This window comes from Bacillus sp. ok061 (assembly GCF_900108285.1).
In the GTDB taxonomy this organism is placed as follows: domain Bacteria; phylum Bacillota; class Bacilli; order Bacillales; family Bacillaceae_G; genus Bacillus_A; species Bacillus_A thuringiensis_S.
In genome coordinates, this window is record NZ_FNUW01000004.1 from 92,397 (window position 1) to 109,517 (window position 17,121).

The following is a 17,121-nucleotide window of genomic DNA, read 5'->3' on the forward strand; positions in this document are numbered from 1 at the left end:
CCTTTAATGTATCACTGCGTCACAAGTTCATGCTCTTCCAAAAACTTCGTATTAAACTCACCTTTTACAAAATCAGGATGATCTAGCAATTGCAAATGGAACGGGATTGTTGTATGTACGCCTTCAATGACAAATTCACTAAGTGCGCGCTTCATTTTTGCAATTGCCTCTTCACGTGTTTTTCCGTGAACAATTAATTTAGCAACCATCGAATCATAGAAAGGTGGGATGGAATATCCCGGATATACAGCTGAATCGACGCGAATACCAAATCCTCCTGGTGGTAAGTACATTTCTACTTTACCTGGAGATGGCATAAATTTTTTGGCAGGGTTTTCCGCATTAATTCGACATTCAATTGCCCAACCATTAAATTGTACTTCTTCTTGCTGTAACGATAACTTTTCTCCTGAAGCAACAAGAATTTGTTCTTTAATTAAGTCCATTCCCGTTACCATTTCAGTAACCGGATGCTCTACCTGAATTCTCGTATTCATCTCCATGAAATAAAAGGTTTTCGTTTTATATTCATAAATAAACTCAACCGTACCAGCACCTGTATAATCAACCGCTACCGCCGCTTTTACTGCCGCTTCACCCATCTGCTTGCGAATATCTTCATCAAGTGCAGGTGATGGACTTTCTTCTAATAGTTTTTGCAAACGGCGCTGAATTGTACAATCACGCTCTCCTAAATGAATGGCATTTCCGTGTGTATCTGCCATTATTTGAATCTCAACATGACGGAAATCTTCAACGTACTTTTCTAAGTATACACCAGGGTTCCCAAAAGCGGTACTAGCTTCTTGCTGTGTAATTTGAATTCCTTTTATAAGCTCTTCTTCATGGCGTGCAACACGAATACCTTTTCCGCCGCCACCTGCAGTCGCTTTAATAATAACTGGATATCCAATTTGATTAGCAAGCTCGATCGCTTCTTCGGTATTTTTAATAATCCCTTGTGAACCTGGTACAATCGGAACCCCTGCTTCTTTCATTGTATCACGAGCAACGTCTTTTGTGCCCATCTTTGAAATAGCTTCTGGACTTGGACCGATAAAAATTAAGTTACATTCACGGCATAACTCTGCGAAATCTGCATTCTCTGCTAAGAATCCGTATCCCGGATGAATAGCATCGCAGCCTGTTAACTTCGCAACGCTAATAATGTTCGTCAAATTTAAATAGCTTTCTTTCGAAATCGTTGGTCCTACACAATACGCTTCATCTGCAATCTGTACGTGAAGTGACTCTTTATCTGCTTCTGAATAAATTGCAACTGTTTCAATGTCCATTTCTTTACAAGCACGAATAATTCGTACAGCAATTTCCCCACGATTGGCTATTAATACTTTTTTTATCATCACAAAGACTCCCTTATTACGCTTTTACAAGAAATAGCGGTTGTCCATACTCAACAAGCTGTCCGTTATTAACAAGAATTTCAACAATTTCGCCCTCTACATCAGCATCAATTTCGTTAAATAACTTCATAGCCTCGACAATACATACGATAGAATCTTTCGATACTCTATCCCCAACACTTACATATGGAGGTGTATCAGGTGAAGATGAAGAATAGAATGTACCTACCATTGGTGAGGTAATCTTATGTAGGTTTTCATCTTGAACAGTTTTCTTCTCTTCTTGTTTTGGTGCTTCTGCTTGCGCTGCTGCTACTGTCGTTTCAACTTCAACAGGCGCTACTGGTTGCATAGCTTGTTTTGCTGCAGGTGCTTGTACAGCAACAACTTCATTACCACGCTTTTTCATTTTGATTGTTGTACCGTCTTTTTTGTATTCAAATTCATCAATATTAGAGCTATCAATTAATTTAATTAATTCACGAACTTCTTGAATTTTAAACATGTAAAATCCACTCCCATACTCTTGTTTGTCCCGTTTTTACAGATTCTCGTCACGAAAACTAGATTGACTGTAAAAATACGATGTATTCTATTAGAAAATATATTTCATTAACTAATAGAAATATTTACTATGTCCATCTTACGATAAATTTTTTAAACATTCCAATTTATATTTCTTTATAATAAATCGAAACTCCTGTAAAAAATATTATTCCAATAAAAAATTATTACCTAGTAATAATACCAAGTTTCACATGAAATTGGCAAGACCACTTCAAAAAAAACATTCACTACTTTTTCAAAACGTTACACAGCAAACACGCCATTCCCTCTCCACTCTTCACCACATCTATAGTCAATAACATATTTTTACCAAATATTAATTTTTGTTTACACGCCGTTCATCATTCCTTCATATAAGAATAGTATGTTCAAAGTGTAGAAAATATATTGTGCCGAGGTGTGGAAATATGATATGGCTCATTCTCTTTTTACCTGCCGTAATCGTTTGGGCATGCGTTCTTTGCATCCACGTCAAATCCGGAAAAAGTAATCATCAGTACCATGAACCATTAATCTTTTACTCACAACGTGTTTCTCCATTCCGAGTTGAACATAGTAAAAATAACTACAAAGACAAAATAGAAAAAAGCTATCGAAAATGATAGCTTTTTTCTATTAACACGTTTACTTACATACTCTATTTCACTATTTGCATACCCTTTGCTTAGTAAAAGGTAATAATCCGCAGGGAAACCCCTACGGATTAAAGTTTCACTTATTTCGCTGGTGGATCAAATTTCACACCTACATCTTTTGATCCGCCTTCACTTCTTACAAGTTGAATAATTTTATTTGCTTCTTTCTGTGAATGTTTTGCCGCTTTAACCGTTACTCTAATATCTGTACCATCAGCTCTTACAAGAGCATCTGGATATCCTCCTTGAGATTTAATTACTGTCTCAAGTAATTCTTGCTTCGTTTCCATTGTAGTGATTGCATCAAAGTTATCTTTCGCTTTACTCTTTTCTGTTGCTGAAGATTTCGAAGAATTCATCACTTCTTGTAATTTTGCTTTCGCTTCACTACGTTGATCTTCCATTTGCATACGTAAAGCTGTGAAATTCTCATCACTTGATTGAACTGATACATTACCCTCTTTTTTACTTGTTTCTTTTTTAGTATTTTCTTTTTTGTCTGTTTCTTTATTCGTTGTTTCTTTATTTGTTGTTTCCTTGCTTGTATTTTCTTTTTTCGGGGTTTCTTTAGGTGCTTCGTTTGTTACTGCTTTATCAGTACCTTGTTTTTCTTGTCCAATCTTTTCACCTGTTGCCGGCGATGCTGTATTCATTTTGTCAGGAGTTGTCACGTAATACACAGATAGTACAACAACTAAACTTAACATCGTTAATAGCCAAACTGTTTGTTTTTTTAACACTTTATTTCCTCCCTATCAATTTTTCGGTGAAACTGAAACGCGATGGGCCGGTACATCTAGCAGCCTTATCACAGCTTCTTTTACCATTGCTTTAACTTGTATATTATCCACTCCCTTTGCTACGACAAGAACACCACGTACTTTCGGCTTCTCTGTTCGTAAAACAACAGGAGTTTCTTTATCCCCTTCACGTATAATGACAGTCTTTTCATCAAGAGACTCGTCCTCTACTTCTCTTTTACCGCCTGTTTTATCTGTTTCACCTGTTGTTTGTGAGCGTTTCACTGTATTTTTTTCTAAAATTTTTTCTTCAGATGAATCTAAATTCACTTTAATCGTTACGTCTTTTACTCCTGCTATTTCTTCTAAAGCAGCTTTTAATTCTTGTTCATACGCTTTTTCATATTTTTCTACATTTGACATACTATCATTATTTTTTTGTCCGAAAGTTGGTACGTCTTTTTCTTGGTTTTGAGTTTTTTGTTCTTTAAATACAGGTACTTCTTCTTTTTTACTTGAAAAGAGACTACTAGAAAACATAAGCAAAATTCCAAGTATGAGTAGGACAAGTAAAAACTTAGGTGTTACCTTTTTACCCTTCTCGTTGCTTTCTTTTTGATCCCCATTCAATAAGTTTCGAAAAAATGAGAACTTCGAATTTTTATCTTTATTGTCCATTTACTCTACCTGTCCTCCCTTCCATTTGAACTTGGATTTGTTTACCCTCTAGTTGCCACCTGCTTGAAAAGAAATCTTTCATTTCCACATTCGTTTCTTCCACTTTTTTTGGAGGCTCTTTCGTATTAATTTCAATTGGCTTTACTGTTTCGATTGCATCATTTTTACTGCGTTCTTTTTCTTTCAACGTCACAACAACAGATTGAATATCTTTCGCTGACTTTACTTCTTCTGTATTTTCTGCTGCGACTATTTGTATTTCAGAGACAGTCATACCATACTTTTTCTCAAACTCTTTTCCTACTTCTTTTTTCATTTTGGTAGCCATCTCTTCTAAACTATATGCACGTGTTAGAGCTTGTATTTCTTTTTTCTTCGAATCTATTGAATTTTTTACAGATCCTTCTGCTACGTACTTTTCTTCATTAAAATTTGCAATTACTTCATTTACATCTGTCTGCAATAGTTTAAAAAGAGGCGTTAAAATTAATACAACTAACAAAAGACTTACAACAAATTTAACGTATTTTTGCAAATTCGAATTTGGAAGAATAAGATGAAGCATTGTCGCTAAGAGCAAAAAAACGATAATATTTCTAATCCACTCTGTAACAAATTGCATACTCTTCACCTCCTACCGCATCATAAGTGTAATATTCCCCGCAGCAATAATAATTGTAATACTTAAAAAGAACATAAATGATACGATAGCTAAGCAAGCAAATACGTAAATGATGCTTCGTCCAATAATGTCTAAGCATTGAATAATTGCTCCGCTGCCAACCGGTTGCAATACTGCTGCTGCGAATTTATAAATAAATGCGATACAGAAAATTTGAATCGCTGGAAAAGCAACAATTAAGCATAAAATGACGAGCCCAATAATTCCGACTGTGTTTTTCAATAATCCTGATGCGCTGATAACAGTATCTGCCGCTTCTGTAAACATCCTTCCAACTACTGGAATGAAGTTTCCTGTTACAAATTTAGCAGTTTTCACAGCTATTCCATCAGCAACGGCTGTTGCTGTTCCTTGTACAGATAATACTCCTAAAAAAATCGTTAAAAAGATACCGATAATCCCAACGCTAACATTTTGCAGAAGCTTGGACAATTTCGTCACTTTATATTGATCACTCATTGTACTTACAATACTTAATATCGTTGCCAGTAATAAAAGTGGTAGAACGATATAATTCATAAGAAGCCCACTCGTATTCATTAAGAAAATGATAACCGGATGAAAAAACGATACAGATACAACTCCCCCGCCAGTTGCTATAAGCGCCAGCAAAATTGGCAATAATGCTAATATGAAATCTACCATTGTTTGTATCGTTTCTCTTGCATATGTCATAACGACATAAAAACTATTTAAAGCAAAAATAATAAGTACCATATATACAACAGCATCAGCAATTTTACTTACGCTACTTTTTGAAAAAGCGGATTGCAGTGATTGCAACAATGCACTAAAGATTGTGAGCATAATAAGTGTGCCAAGCAGTTTTCCATTAGCTGCAAGCTCATGAAATAAATATTTTAATAACCCTATCATCCACTCTTTTAGAGAGAATTCTTTTTCTCCCTTTACAAACTCCATAAAACTCCCTTTTTGACTCTCTGGCAAATAGCCTCCATATTTTGTAACAAGCCCGTCCCAAAATTGCTTCACATCTTCAATTCCGAGCTTATCCAATTGTTGATCAACGACGTTTGTTTCTACAGGAGAAGCTTGTACAACAACCGGTAAAGAAAAGAAAAGGAAGCAAGCAAATAGCAGCTTAGCTCCAAACCTCCTCAACATTCACTCCCCCTTATCCCGTCGGTAAAAATCCGAGAATAGTTTCAATTACAACCGTCAAAATAGGAATTGCCATAACGAGAATGAGGATTTTCCCAGCAAGTTCAATTTTCGAAGCGATGGCACCTTGACCAGCATCTTTTGTAATTTGGGCTCCAAACTCAGCAATATAAGCAATTCCAATAATCTTTAGTAACGTTTCCACATAGACGTTACTAACTTTCGCTTCACTCGCTACTCTCTCAATCATTTGTAAAATAGAATGAATTTGATCAATTAAAATAAGAAACATCACGCTACCTACGAACACAATAAATAAAGATGTAATGCTAGATTTATGCTGGTTCAAAACAGCAGCTAAAAACGTAGCAACGAGGCCTAATCCGACAATTTGTATAATTTCGATTCGAACCGCCTCCTTTACTGGAAGAGAAAGACACTTTTAATCTTGTCGAATAGCGTATTAATTAAAAATGCAACATGAAATAAAATGACGACAAAACCGACAAGGATAACCCAATTTGCAATATCCTCACGCTTCAATTCTTTTAGTACAGTATGAATGAAAGCTAAAACAATGCCGATTCCGGCGATTTGAAATATTAATCCAACATCAATGGACATCGCCTTTCTCCCCCCCTATAGCAGTAAAATTACAATAAGCAGCCCTGCTAGTACCCCTAAGCTCTTGATCATTTTCTCGTATTGCAGTTGTAAAGCTTTTGCTTCCTCTTCTTCTCTCTCCAAATGTGTAATACATAAGCGAATATGTTTTTGTTGTGATTCACGATCATGTTGCCCGAGCGTTTCACCAAATTGCTGCAGTATTTCATACTCGGTTTGTTGAAAAGCCGTCAACTTCCAATTCTCTTTCAAACTATCTATCCAAGCTTCCCTCACTGTTTGTTCTCCACTTTCTAGTTTTTTAGCAAAACTTTGAAAGATCCAATTTAATGGCTTTGGCATTTGTTTAACTAATCGCTCGGCAGCCTCAGATAAAGGTGTGTGTCCATACATAATTTCTGCCTCTAATGATTGAAGTGCTGATTTTAATAATCTAAGTTGCCTCGGCCTCTCACTATATCTTTTAGCGTATGAAAACCCGAAAAAGGTGCTGACCGCAACGATTAACACTGCACCGAATATTTTCACCATACGCCCTCAGCCTTTCTATTTGATAACACTGGTTTTCCATATTTATCTTTCACCTGCATAACCGTTCCTGGACCCCTCGCTTTTGATAGCTCCACAAACCTATCAAATATCCCAAGCTCCAGCACTGCCTTTAACGATGGGCGTTTCACAACATCCTCATAGGAGAATCCGTGTGCACTTATAAAAAGCTGAACACCTGCATGCACTGCCTCCATAATTGCTTCACTATCTTCTTTACGGCCAATTTCATCTACGATCAAAATATCAGGACTCATAGAACGAATCATCATCATCATTCCTTCTGCTTTTGGACATGCGTCTAACACATCGACTCGGGTACCAAAATCATATTGCGGGATCCCTTTCACACAGCCAGCAATTTCTGACCGTTCATCAACGATCCCCACTTTACAGGAAGGAATTTCCGAAGCACTTACCCCTTGACTCATGCAACGTGCTACATCTCTTAAAAGTGTCGTTTTTCCCGTTTGCGGGGGGCCAATTACCATCGTGTTTAACCACCTTTTTTCATACAAATATGCCAAAAGCGGTTCAGCAATCCCTATTTTTTGACGAGCAATACGAATATTAAAGGAAGAGACATCACGAATCATTTTCACTGCGCTTTTTTCTGTAATGACTTTTCCCGCTAACCCGATTCTATGCCCCCCGCGAAGCGTCACATACCCACGTTTTAATTCCTCTTCCATCGTATAAATTGAGAATTGACTTAACTTATTCAATAAATAAATAGCATCCTCTGCAGTAGTGATATAGTCATAAAAAAATACCTTTCCGTGTGCAATACACTCTAGCGGTCTTCCAATTCGAACACGAATTTCCTCTAAAGCATCGTATTGCTTACATTCTTCAATTAAGTACTTCATCGTTTTTGGTAAAACTTCTAATACCTCTTTCATCGGCTTCTCCCCACTATACTCGACTTACTATTTCAGTAATGCGATAAAAATACAGCAAATTCCAAGCGCTAGAAAAAAGAGCTTCAAGAAAGAAATTTCACTTGCTACACTCGCTATCCCAATTGTCATTGTTAAAATTAATACGGTAGGTCCAACAAACGCTAACATACCATTTATAAACAACGCTTTCTTCGCATCATTCACATAAAGCATAAGCAAAGCAGCAAATATCTCCGCACTACCTGAAAATAATCGAAGTGCTCCCATAACAAGCACGGATGTTTCCATTGCCGCTAGCCACTGTTTCATTCTTCCACCTTCTCCCGTAACAGTTACTAACTTCGTATTCTAAAAAAGAATATATTTGTACAACCATATGCAGAGGTTGTCTATTTCAGAAGTAAAAACATAATTTTTCTCTAAAGATCGCATTCTAATCTGAATATTCATATTATTTTATGGTATATTATGGTACATTTAGTTTAAAAGGGGTATAAACCATGCAGCACGTTACTTTATTACCACTAGATTTACGCTATACAAATGTGATTTTCGAGCTATCAAGTGATCCACATATAAAAAATGCATTGGGGATAACGGTAGAAAACATCGAAAACACGAAAAAATTTCTTCTTTTCGCAATAGAAGAAGAGCGCCAAAAGAAATCCTTATCGAGAATGGTTGTGAATGAAGAGAATGAAATAATTGGCCTTACCACACTTAAACATATTAATAATGAGAAGAAACAATCTCACATTGGTAGTTGGCTCGGCTATCCGTACTGGGGAAAAGGCTATAACGAGGCTGCAAAAAAAGAAATCTTTAAAATCGCCTTTTTAGACTTACAACTTTCCTGCGTATTTGCTGGTGCTAAGACGAATAATATCCGCTCATTAAAAGCACAAGAAAAACTACCTTATATTTCATTGCACGTGGAAAACAAGTTTCCAGATGAACACGCCGCAATAGAAAAAGAAGTAAGGTCGCCTTGCTCTCTGCATGTCGTGTCACGTGAAAATTTTTTAAACTGGTTGGAATTACAGAGTGAGGAGGAAAAACATGAAGGCATTGAAAATTAGTTTAACCGTTGTAGTAGAATTAGCTCTTATTTATCTTTTTTCATTATTGGTCGGTTGGTCATTTATAGAGACCTTTTTCCTCGGTAGCTTAGGGATATTCGGTACAATTTGGCTCATTGCTTTAAATGTAAACCAAAATGCCAACATTGATCACACTATATATAAAACAGGTGAAGTAAAACCTTTTCATATGACATGGAGCCCTTACACAGTAGGTGCTGCTAGTCTTACAGCTTTCAGTTTTATAATAACAGCTATTTACTATCTACCCTATTTCCTATAAAAAAAAGCACTCGTGATAATCACGAGTGCTTTTTTACTATGCACGAGAAACGTATTTACCTTCACCAGTGTTGATGATAAGCATTTCGCCTTCGTTAATGAAGATTGGTACTTGTACAACAAGACCAGTTTCTAATGTAGCTGGTTTTGTTACGTTAGAAGCAGTATCACCTTTAATACCAGGCTCTGTTTCTGTAACTTGTAATTCAACTGTATTTGGAAGCTCAACACCAAGTACTTCGCCTTGGTAAGTCATAATTGCTACTTCCATGTTTTCTTTTAGGAATTTAAGCTCGCGCTCGATTTGGTTTTCACCAAGCTCGATTTGCTCATAAGTTCCGTTATCCATAAATACGTGAGCCTCACCGCTTGCGTATAAGTATTGCATACGACGGTTTTCGATGTGTGCTTTTTCTACTTTCTCACCTGCACGGAATGTTTTCTCTTGAACAGATCCTGTGCGAAGGTTACGTAGTTTAGAACGAACGAATGCAGCACCTTTACCTGGCTTTACGTGTTGGAAATCAAGTACTTGCCAAAGGGCATTGTCCACTGAAATTGTTAAACCTGTACGAAAATCGTTTACTGAAATCATGTAAAAAAATCCTCCTGTGTATTACAAAATAATAAGTTCTTTTGGTGATTTCGTAATTACTTCATTACCTTCACTTGTCACAATGATATCATCTTCAATACGTACGCCGCCAATACCTGGAATATAAATACCTGGTTCTACTGTTACAGCCATACCTGGTTCAAGTACTGTATCAGAACGGAACGCTAAACCTGGTGCTTCATGGATTTCAAGACCGATTCCATGACCAGTGGAGTGTCCAAAGTATTCACCATATCCTTTTTCCGTTATGTAATCACGCGTTAGCGCATCAGCCTCGCGACCTGTTAAACCAGCTTTAATACCGTTCACACCACGTAGTTGTGCTTCTAAAACGATATTATAAATTTCTTTTAATTTATCAGATGGTTCACCGACTGCAATCGTACGAGTAATATCAGAGCAATATCCTTTGTAATAAGCGCCGAAGTCTAATGTAACGAAATCTCCTGTTTCTATCACTTTTTCAGATGCCACGCCGTGCGGTAATGCCGAACGAAGACCTGAAGCAACGATAATATCAAACGAAGAAGATGTTGCTCCTTGTTTTCTCATGAAAAATTCAAGTTCATTTGACACTTCAATTTCAGATACTCCCGGGCGAATGAATGATAGAATATGCTCAAAGGCAGCATCTGCAATCTGTGCAGCTTCCTTTAATATCTTAATCTCTGAATCAGTCTTTATCAAGCGTAACTTTTCTACAAGTCCAGAAGTCGGGATAAATTCAGCATCAATCGCTTCCTTATGCGCTGAATAAGAACTATATGTAAGAGTATCTTGCTCAAAACCAAGCTTTTGAATTCCAAGCTCTTTCACTTGCTTTGCCACTTCATCAATGATTAATCCTGCGTGCTGTACAATCTCATATCCAACCGCTTGTTTACTTGCCTGCTCGACGTAACGGAAATCTGTAATAAATTGAGCACGATCTTTTGAAATAAGAACAACGCCTGCTGTTCCTGTGAAGTTAGCCATATATCTACGACTATGTTCATTTGTTAACAAAATACCGTCAATGCCAGCCTCATCAAACGCACTTCGTAATCTTTCAATTTTCTCCATTACTTTATGCCTCCCTCAATTTCTCCATTAATGCAAATAACGCTAACTTATAGCCATAAAAACCAAATCCAACAATTTGTCCTGCACAAACAGCTGCCGTCACAGATTCGTGACGGAACGATTCACGCTGATGAATGTTAGAAATATGTACTTCAATAACAGGAATCGAAATGCTCGCAATGGCATCACGAATCGCATAGCTATAATGCGTAAATGCTCCCGGGTTTAAAATGATCCCTTCATATATATCTTCCGCTTCATGAATAATGTCGATAATGGCACCTTCATGATTCGATTGGAAACATTCTAACTCCACTCCCATTGTTTCTGCTTCTTGCTTCATATCTGCTTCAAGTGTCGCTAGCGTGCCCTTTCCATATACATTTACCTCACGAACACCGAGGCGATTTAGGTTAGGACCGTTTACGAGGAGTAACTTTTTCATATTCTTAAAACTCCTTAATATTAAATATCTATACACTATTTTAACATAGGAGTTACTTATTTGAATAGTTCGTCTTCTCTTGCCCTTCTTGTTCTGCTTTATTGCTATTTACTGCATAAGAAACAGAATATGCTATAAACACACCATACAATATAAAAATACATATTGTCGTTACAATTGTCTCTTTTGGTAAATGAAGCGCACTTTTAATAACAGGGGCCATTAAACCCATCCCCAAAAACAGTAATACCCACCAAAATAGCCCATAAATAATTCCCGCAATAATCCCTTCAAACTTTGCAAAAAATGCTTTATATAAAAAGGAAATCAAAATTGAAAGAAGTCCCATACACACTATTCCGGACACATTGCCCCATACACCCTCTTTCCAACTTCCAAACGCAAATGGTAAAAGGAAATAATTCGGTCCCGCCTCCGTGAATGAAAATATATGAAGGAAATACCATATCCCGCCCCAAAAGATTCCACCAAACAAACCGATCTGCACAAAATTCCTTGTTCCTAATTGTTCTTGACTCACATCGACACCTCCGCTCAATAGTATGCCCGAAACTATTTTGAAGCATGTTTAAATCCTGCGAAATTTGTCTATAAAAAGAATAAGAAATGTCCGACTCTCATAACATTTTCCCTTGTCATCTACTTGTATTTGCCGATAAAATAAAGGAAACTCGGTGATTGTCTTATTTCAAAACGACAGAACCCAGTATGACAATTGCCTCTTTTTCTACATAAGAGAGAAACAAATACAGGTTGGTGTTAACATGGCAGAAGAGTCAAAACAAATATATGGCGGGCAAGCGGTCATAGAAGGAGTTATGTTTGGCGGTAGAGAATATACTGTTACAGCGGTTCGTCGTAAAGATAAATCGATTGAATTTTATCGATTACCACGCGTTCGCAATAAAGTATTATCTATCCTAAAAAAAATTCCATTTTTACGAGGGATTGCCGCTATTGTGGATGCAAGTGCGAATGGAGCAAAGCATTTAAACTTCGCTTCTGAACGATTTGACGTCCACCCAGAAGATGATGAACAAATTGCAAATAAAAAAGAAGAACAATCAAAATTAACGATGGTATTAGGAGTTGCAGCCGTTGGCGTTTTATCTTTCATATTCGGTAAAGTCATTTTCACAGCAGTTCCTGCACTATTAGCTGAATTAACAAGACCGATTTTCCCATCCCATACTGGGCAAATCATTGTCGAAAGTGTCATTAAGCTCATGCTATTATTGAGCTATATATACTTTATTTCTTTAACCCCACTTATTAAGCGGGTATTTCAGTATCACGGTGCAGAGCATAAGGTAATCAATGCTTACGAGAATGACCTTCCTCTGACTGTAGAAAACGTTCAAAAGCAAACTCGTCTCCATTATAGATGCGGCAGTAGCTTTATTATATTTACAGTCATTATTGGAATGTTCGTTTATTTCCTAGTCCCTACAGATCCTCTTTGGGCACGAGTTATAAACAGAATTTTATTAATTCCAGTTGTACTTGGTATTTCTTTTGAAGTATTGCAATTTACAAATCGATTACGAGATATTCCCGTATTACGCGTACTTGGATATCCTGGATTATGGCTACAACTATTAACAACGAAAGAACCAACAGATGATCAAGTGGAAGTAGCAATTGCATCGTTTGAAGAATTATTACGTTTAGAGAACAAACAATAATTATTTAAAAATGGTGTTCAACTCCTTTCCTCATCGTTAATATACTAATTTTAATATACGTTTTTAGGAGGTGTCCCTTATGAACGGTCGTTCGTTTACTTTCGCTATATTTGTGCTTATTATCGGATTGGCAATATTCGGCCTTGTTTCATCTGTTATTACAAATCCCATGGGTGTATTAAGAAATATCGGGTACATGTTACTTGTTGTCGGTATCTTTTACTTGCTATACAAGATGTTTACAAATTCCAGTGGTTCTGCAAATTCGCAAAGCTCATATAAGCGTGCGGCAAAACAATCGAACCGCAAACATGGGAAACAAAATGTAGCACCCCTAGGCAATTCTTTCTTTAAGTCAAATACTTCTAATGACAAAAGTAAAAAAGGGAATTCTTCCACTTTGAAACGAAAAAGAAAACAGTCTCATTTAACTGTCATTGAAGGCAAAAAAAGCAAAAAGAAAGACCGTGCTTCCTTTTAGGAAGTACGGTCTTTTTTTATACTTTGAAGCACTTCTTTTAAACTTTTCTCTCTCATACTTTCAATTCGAAGATGATGATTTTCAAATGGTAAATTCCGTGTCACATCATTAGGTACCACAACGCACGTTAATCCCGCTGCAATTGCTGCTCTCAATCCATTTAATGAATCTTCAAATACAATAGCTTCAGACGGCTTAATTCCTAATTCTTCTATTGCAACTCGATAAAGAGCTGGATCTGGTTTTACCTTCTCAACATCTTCTCTCGTTTTAATGACTTCAAAATAATCTCGAATCTGTAGCTCTTCTAAAAAATGAATAACCCATTCTCTAGACGAACTAGAAGCTAGTGCGATTTTTAATCCCATTTCTTTCGCTTCTTCTAAATATTCTTTTACCCCGTCACGAGCTTCTGGTATTTTCATTTTCTCTTTATGTAAAGTTGCCACTTTTTCTTTTAATGCACTTTTGTTAAACTTCTCTTTTAATTGATCATTTAAATATGCATAAAGTACCTCATCTGTTGTTCCAATGCATTTCGCAAATTCCTCTAAAGGTAGTTCTCCACCGTATTCACGAACAGCATCTCTGAAAGAGTGAAACCATATCGTTTCTGTGTCCACAATTAATCCATCAAAATCAAAAATAATTGCTTTCATAATTCTCCCATCCTTTTCGAATTGAAATAAAAAAGGAAACGCCATACGTTCCCCTTAATTACTTTTCTCTTCATTTGCTCTTTGAACACCGCGAAGTGTTTCCACTCGGACTGCATCTTGTTCAAAGTATTGCACTAAATCACCAATGCGATCAATCGCTTCCCAACTTAAATGATGTTCAATTCCTTCTACATCATTGTAAATCTTACCTTCATCCACACCGATAATACGCATAAATTGCTCTAGCAAGTCATGACGATATACGAGACGTTCTCCGATTTTTTTACCTTTTGTTGTTAATACAAGCCCTCTATATTTTTCATAAATTAGATATTCATCTTTGTCTAATTTTTGCACCATTTTTGTTACAGAGGATGGATGTACACTAAGCGCTTCAGCAATATCAGATACGCGGGCATAACCCTTTTCATCAATCAACAAATAAATTTGTTCAATATAATCTTCCATACTAGGGGTAGGCATCGGTTTCCTCCATCCAAGTTCATTTTGCTTATTCCGTACGAAGCAATCAATAAAATGATACACCAGAAAGAATAACGTGACAAGGTGGAAACGAGCCTAAATATATAAAACAAAAAAGAATCTGTATTTGCATACAGACTCCTCTTAAGTAAAGTATTGTATTTCTGCATTAGGAAAAAACTCATTTATATACACTCTTATCGTTTCTTCCAACACTGCTGCATCATCTTTTTTATATACATATTTTCCGATGCCATATCGTCCCCATTTATACTTCCGCTTCTCTTCATCCATTTCAAGTTTCGTATTTGGATAACGCTCTTGAATAACCTTTTTCGCTGGTTTCGTAAAACGATGCTGAATTAATTCAAACGTTAAATTTGGTATCGTCATATCTTTCAGCGCATTGTACAGTCGCTCAAATAGTTCACGGTATCCTTCTTCCCATCCTTCATGCATATAAAGTGGCGCAACTATAAAACCAAGTGGATAACCTGCACCTGCTACTTTACGTGCCGCCTTTATTCGCTCCTCAAACGGCGATGTCCCTGGTTCAAAATTTTTAATTACATATCGTGAATTTATACTAAATCGAAAACGAGTTTTCCCATTATGCTTTGCATCTAATAAATGATCAACGTGCGAATATTTCGTGACGAAACGTAAGCACCCATATTCACTTTCTCCAATGAATTCAATCGCCCGCTTTAATGCATGTGTTAAATGATCAATTCCAACAATGTCTGATGTACACGCTGCTTCAAATCTTGTTATTTCAGGTGCCCTTTCATCCATATATTGCTTTGCCTTCTCAAATATTTCATCAAGATTGACATACACACGAACGTAAGGCTTACTCCCAAGTGTCGTTTGCAAATAGCAATAATGACAATGTCCCATACACCCTGTTGCGAGCGGAATTGCATATTCAGCTGACGGTTTTGACGTATCAAACTTTAGCGTCTTCCTCACTCCAACGACAAGTGTAGCCTTTGCATTACGATACTTTTGCAAATCATTTTCTCCTGGCAAATTTCTAATTTGATTATGTGATGTCGTTTCACGAATTTCTAATCCCATCTTCGTAAACTTCTCATAAAGCTCTTTTCCAAGTGGATATTCAAGTGCCTTTGGTTCAAAGTAAACGAGTTTTGGCATAAATGGTTTCATACGCTTCCCTCCTCTCGTTAGTATGGGAAGCATTGAAAAATTAACACTCATTAAAGTTTTCCACTTCAGTAACTTGCGTTGCAAGTTACTGAATGTTATAATTTGGATAACATCTACCTTGCAATGCAAGTTACCTAAAATAAAAGGTGGTAAAATCATGCACAGCCAAATGTTAAAAGGTGTGCTCGAAGGTTGCATCCTATACATCATTTCACAAGAAGAAGTGTACGGATATGAACTGAGCACAAAATTAAATAAACACGGCTTTACATTCGTAAGCGAAGGGAGCATATATCCGTTATTGTTACGTATGCAAAAAGAAAAATTGATTGAAGGAACATTAAAAGCTTCCTCACTCGGTCCAAAGCGAAAATATTATCACGTAACCACTAAAGGATTAGAACAACTTGAAGAATTTAAACAAAGCTGGGGAATGGTTTCTACTACGGTAAATAACTTATTACAGGGGGAGTGATAGGAATGAATGCACAAGACATGATTGAATTGAATAATAAAAAACGTGAGCTTCTAACTTCCGAAAACGAAGCTGCTTATGGCGATATGTTAGTATATCTTCGAATATCAAACGTACCTGAGCAACAAATGGAGGAACTGTTACTAGAAATATTAGATCACCTCATCGAAGCACAAACAGAAAATAAAAGCGCTTATGACATTTTCGGTAGTGATTTACAATCTTATTGCGATGAACTTATATCAGCTTTACCATCCCAAACAAAATTAGAAAAAACTTCTTCAATCGGTTTTGTTGTTAGCTTGCTTCTTGCTATACAGTTTGGAATCGATGCAATTGTTTCGTTTTTTATTTCAACCTTTGGAAATACTGCGGAACAATTAACCCCAGTTTTTAGTATCCCTGGAACTACTTTTTCTGTTTCACTAATTATTCTAGGAATACTGCTTATTTTATATTTATTAAAGCGTTACTCCTTTAATCAAAAAATAAATTGGAAAAGAAGAATTCTATTTGGATTCGCGTTCGCTACCCCATTTTGCGCATCTGTATTTTTACATGTTTATTTTATATAAATTACTATATAAAAAATCAAATTTTTAACAGCCCTTCAAAAGGCTGTTTTTTCTTCTGTCTAATTTTACAAATTGAAAAATTTCATAAAGAAAATAAGAAAAATGCAAAATAATTAAAGTTAATTGTTGACGTGATGCTTTTATTATCGGTATCATAAATCTTCGTGAGCAATTATTTTTCGTTATACGATTTTTTTATTATTACTGAATTTTTGAGAGGAGAAA

General features: G+C 36.4%; 24 protein-coding genes and 1 pseudogene. 7 read left to right on the forward strand and 18 right to left on the reverse strand.

The window, feature by feature from the left end:
* Window positions 1–11: 11 nt before the first annotated feature.
* Both accC and accB read right to left on the reverse strand, forming a co-directional pair.
* A complete protein-coding gene (gene accC, locus C4S65_RS07320) occupies window positions 12–1,364 on the reverse strand; it encodes an acetyl-CoA carboxylase biotin carboxylase subunit (protein WP_000592870.1) in 1,353 nt (450 codons plus the stop codon).
* A 16-nt stretch (window positions 1,365–1,380) separates the two neighbouring features.
* On the reverse strand, window positions 1,381–1,869 hold the full coding sequence (accB, locus tag C4S65_RS07325; protein WP_000472863.1) for an acetyl-CoA carboxylase biotin carboxyl carrier protein: 489 nt from the start codon (window positions 1,867–1,869) through the stop codon (window positions 1,381–1,383).
* Between the two features lie 469 nt (window positions 1,870–2,338).
* Between accB and C4S65_RS07330 the strand changes: the two genes are divergently transcribed.
* A complete protein-coding gene (locus C4S65_RS07330; RefSeq protein WP_003309905.1) occupies window positions 2,339–2,533 on the forward strand; it encodes a hypothetical protein in 195 nt (64 codons plus the stop codon).
* Between the two features lie 113 nt (window positions 2,534–2,646).
* Here the strand turns inward: C4S65_RS07330 and C4S65_RS07335 are convergent, their stop codons facing one another.
* From C4S65_RS07335 to C4S65_RS07375, 9 genes are read right to left on the reverse strand one after another with little or no spacing between them, the layout of a single operon-like run.
* A complete protein-coding gene (locus C4S65_RS07335; RefSeq protein WP_000914712.1) occupies window positions 2,647–3,306 on the reverse strand; it encodes a SpoIIIAH-like family protein in 660 nt (219 codons plus the stop codon).
* A gap of 15 nt (window positions 3,307–3,321) precedes the next feature.
* On the reverse strand, window positions 3,322–3,984 hold the full coding sequence (spoIIIAG, locus tag C4S65_RS07340; RefSeq protein ID WP_000368887.1) for a stage III sporulation protein AG: 663 nt from the start codon (window positions 3,982–3,984) through the stop codon (window positions 3,322–3,324).
* The gene (gene spoIIIAF / locus C4S65_RS07345) at window positions 3,974–4,606 is read right to left on the reverse strand and encodes a stage III sporulation protein AF (protein WP_001161037.1); all 633 of its coding nucleotides are present in this window, start codon (window positions 4,604–4,606) and stop codon (window positions 3,974–3,976) included. Before spoIIIAF ends, spoIIIAG begins: the two co-directional genes overlap by 11 nt.
* Before the next feature lie 12 nt (window positions 4,607–4,618).
* Window positions 4,619–5,791: a stage III sporulation protein AE gene (gene spoIIIAE, locus C4S65_RS07350; protein WP_000946111.1), complete on the reverse strand. Its 1,173-nt coding sequence runs from the start codon at window positions 5,789–5,791 to the stop codon at window positions 4,619–4,621.
* A gap of 10 nt (window positions 5,792–5,801) precedes the next feature.
* The gene (gene spoIIIAD, locus C4S65_RS07355) at window positions 5,802–6,185 is read right to left on the reverse strand and encodes a stage III sporulation protein AD (RefSeq protein ID WP_077393170.1); all 384 of its coding nucleotides are present in this window, start codon (window positions 6,183–6,185) and stop codon (window positions 5,802–5,804) included.
* Between the two features lie 23 nt (window positions 6,186–6,208).
* Window positions 6,209–6,412 carry a stage III sporulation protein AC gene (spoIIIAC, locus tag C4S65_RS07360; protein ID WP_000020914.1) on the reverse strand — a complete coding sequence of 68 codons (204 nt, stop codon included), beginning with the start codon at window positions 6,410–6,412 and terminating at the stop codon, window positions 6,209–6,211.
* A 15-nt stretch (window positions 6,413–6,427) separates the two neighbouring features.
* The gene (spoIIIAB, locus tag C4S65_RS07365) at window positions 6,428–6,943 is read right to left on the reverse strand and encodes a stage III sporulation protein SpoIIIAB (protein WP_000238702.1); all 516 of its coding nucleotides are present in this window, start codon (window positions 6,941–6,943) and stop codon (window positions 6,428–6,430) included.
* Entirely contained in the window at window positions 6,937–7,863 is a 927-nt protein-coding gene (spoIIIAA, locus tag C4S65_RS07370; RefSeq protein ID WP_000665904.1) for a stage III sporulation protein AA, read from the reverse strand. Before spoIIIAA ends, spoIIIAB begins: the two co-directional genes overlap by 7 nt.
* 27 nt (window positions 7,864–7,890) lie before the next feature.
* Window positions 7,891–8,172: a YqhV family protein gene (locus tag C4S65_RS07375; RefSeq protein WP_000816050.1), complete on the reverse strand. Its 282-nt coding sequence runs from the start codon at window positions 8,170–8,172 to the stop codon at window positions 7,891–7,893.
* 191 nt (window positions 8,173–8,363) lie between these two features.
* On the opposite strand from C4S65_RS07375, the gene C4S65_RS07380 reads away from it, so the two are divergent.
* Both C4S65_RS07380 and C4S65_RS07385 read left to right on the forward strand, forming a co-directional pair.
* A complete protein-coding gene (locus C4S65_RS07380) occupies window positions 8,364–8,942 on the forward strand; it encodes a GNAT family N-acetyltransferase (RefSeq protein ID WP_001165001.1) in 579 nt (192 codons plus the stop codon).
* Complete coding sequence (locus C4S65_RS07385) at window positions 8,923–9,225, forward strand: hypothetical protein (protein WP_000645575.1); 303 nt, start codon at window positions 8,923–8,925, stop codon at window positions 9,223–9,225. The genes C4S65_RS07380 and C4S65_RS07385 overlap by 20 nt, the downstream gene beginning before the upstream one ends.
* Before the next feature lie 36 nt (window positions 9,226–9,261).
* Here the strand turns inward: C4S65_RS07385 and efp are convergent, their stop codons facing one another.
* The 4 genes from efp to C4S65_RS07405 are packed head-to-tail and all read right to left on the reverse strand — an operon-like array spanning window position 9,262 to window position 11,888.
* Window positions 9,262–9,819, reverse strand: coding sequence for an elongation factor P (gene efp / locus C4S65_RS07390; protein WP_000626517.1), 558 nt, complete (start codon window positions 9,817–9,819; stop codon window positions 9,262–9,264).
* Between the two features lie 21 nt (window positions 9,820–9,840).
* Complete coding sequence (pepQ, locus tag C4S65_RS07395) at window positions 9,841–10,902, reverse strand: Xaa-Pro dipeptidase (protein WP_000411037.1); 1,062 nt, start codon at window positions 10,900–10,902, stop codon at window positions 9,841–9,843.
* A gap of 4 nt (window positions 10,903–10,906) precedes the next feature.
* Window positions 10,907–11,347 carry a type II 3-dehydroquinate dehydratase gene (aroQ, locus tag C4S65_RS07400; protein WP_000735140.1) on the reverse strand — a complete coding sequence of 147 codons (441 nt, stop codon included), beginning with the start codon at window positions 11,345–11,347 and terminating at the stop codon, window positions 10,907–10,909.
* A 52-nt stretch (window positions 11,348–11,399) separates the two neighbouring features.
* Window positions 11,400–11,888: a YqhR family membrane protein gene (locus tag C4S65_RS07405; protein WP_000076887.1), complete on the reverse strand. Its 489-nt coding sequence runs from the start codon at window positions 11,886–11,888 to the stop codon at window positions 11,400–11,402.
* Between the two features lie 244 nt (window positions 11,889–12,132).
* On the opposite strand from C4S65_RS07405, the gene C4S65_RS07410 reads away from it, so the two are divergent.
* On the forward strand, window positions 12,133–13,053 hold the full coding sequence (locus tag C4S65_RS07410; protein WP_000807119.1) for a DUF1385 domain-containing protein: 921 nt from the start codon (window positions 12,133–12,135) through the stop codon (window positions 13,051–13,053).
* Window positions 13,054–13,132: 79 nt separating this feature from the next.
* On the forward strand, window positions 13,133–13,534 hold the full coding sequence (locus C4S65_RS07415) for an SA1362 family protein (protein ID WP_001014463.1): 402 nt from the start codon (window positions 13,133–13,135) through the stop codon (window positions 13,532–13,534).
* On the opposite strand, the gene C4S65_RS07420 is transcribed toward C4S65_RS07415, so the two are convergent.
* The 3 genes from C4S65_RS07420 to splB all read right to left on the reverse strand — a co-directional run bounded on the left by C4S65_RS07420 (window position 13,531) and on the right by splB (window position 15,846).
* Window positions 13,531–14,193: an HAD family hydrolase gene (locus C4S65_RS07420; protein WP_061666430.1), complete on the reverse strand. Its 663-nt coding sequence runs from the start codon at window positions 14,191–14,193 to the stop codon at window positions 13,531–13,533. The genes C4S65_RS07415 and C4S65_RS07420 overlap by 4 nt on opposite strands.
* A gap of 54 nt (window positions 14,194–14,247) precedes the next feature.
* A complete protein-coding gene (gene mntR, locus C4S65_RS07425) occupies window positions 14,248–14,676 on the reverse strand; it encodes a transcriptional regulator MntR (protein WP_001143082.1) in 429 nt (142 codons plus the stop codon).
* Window positions 14,677–14,820: 144 nt separating this feature from the next.
* A complete protein-coding gene (gene splB, locus C4S65_RS07430; protein WP_061666299.1) occupies window positions 14,821–15,846 on the reverse strand; it encodes a spore photoproduct lyase in 1,026 nt (341 codons plus the stop codon).
* 157 nt (window positions 15,847–16,003) lie between these two features.
* Between splB and C4S65_RS07435 the strand changes: the two genes are divergently transcribed.
* Both C4S65_RS07435 and C4S65_RS07440 read left to right on the forward strand, forming a co-directional pair.
* Complete coding sequence (locus tag C4S65_RS07435; protein ID WP_061666298.1) at window positions 16,004–16,321, forward strand: PadR family transcriptional regulator; 318 nt, start codon at window positions 16,004–16,006, stop codon at window positions 16,319–16,321.
* A gap of 5 nt (window positions 16,322–16,326) precedes the next feature.
* Window positions 16,327–16,905 (forward strand): annotated as a pseudogene (locus tag C4S65_RS07440) (hypothetical protein); the annotation flags it as partial.
* Window positions 16,906–17,121 lie beyond the last annotated feature (216 nt).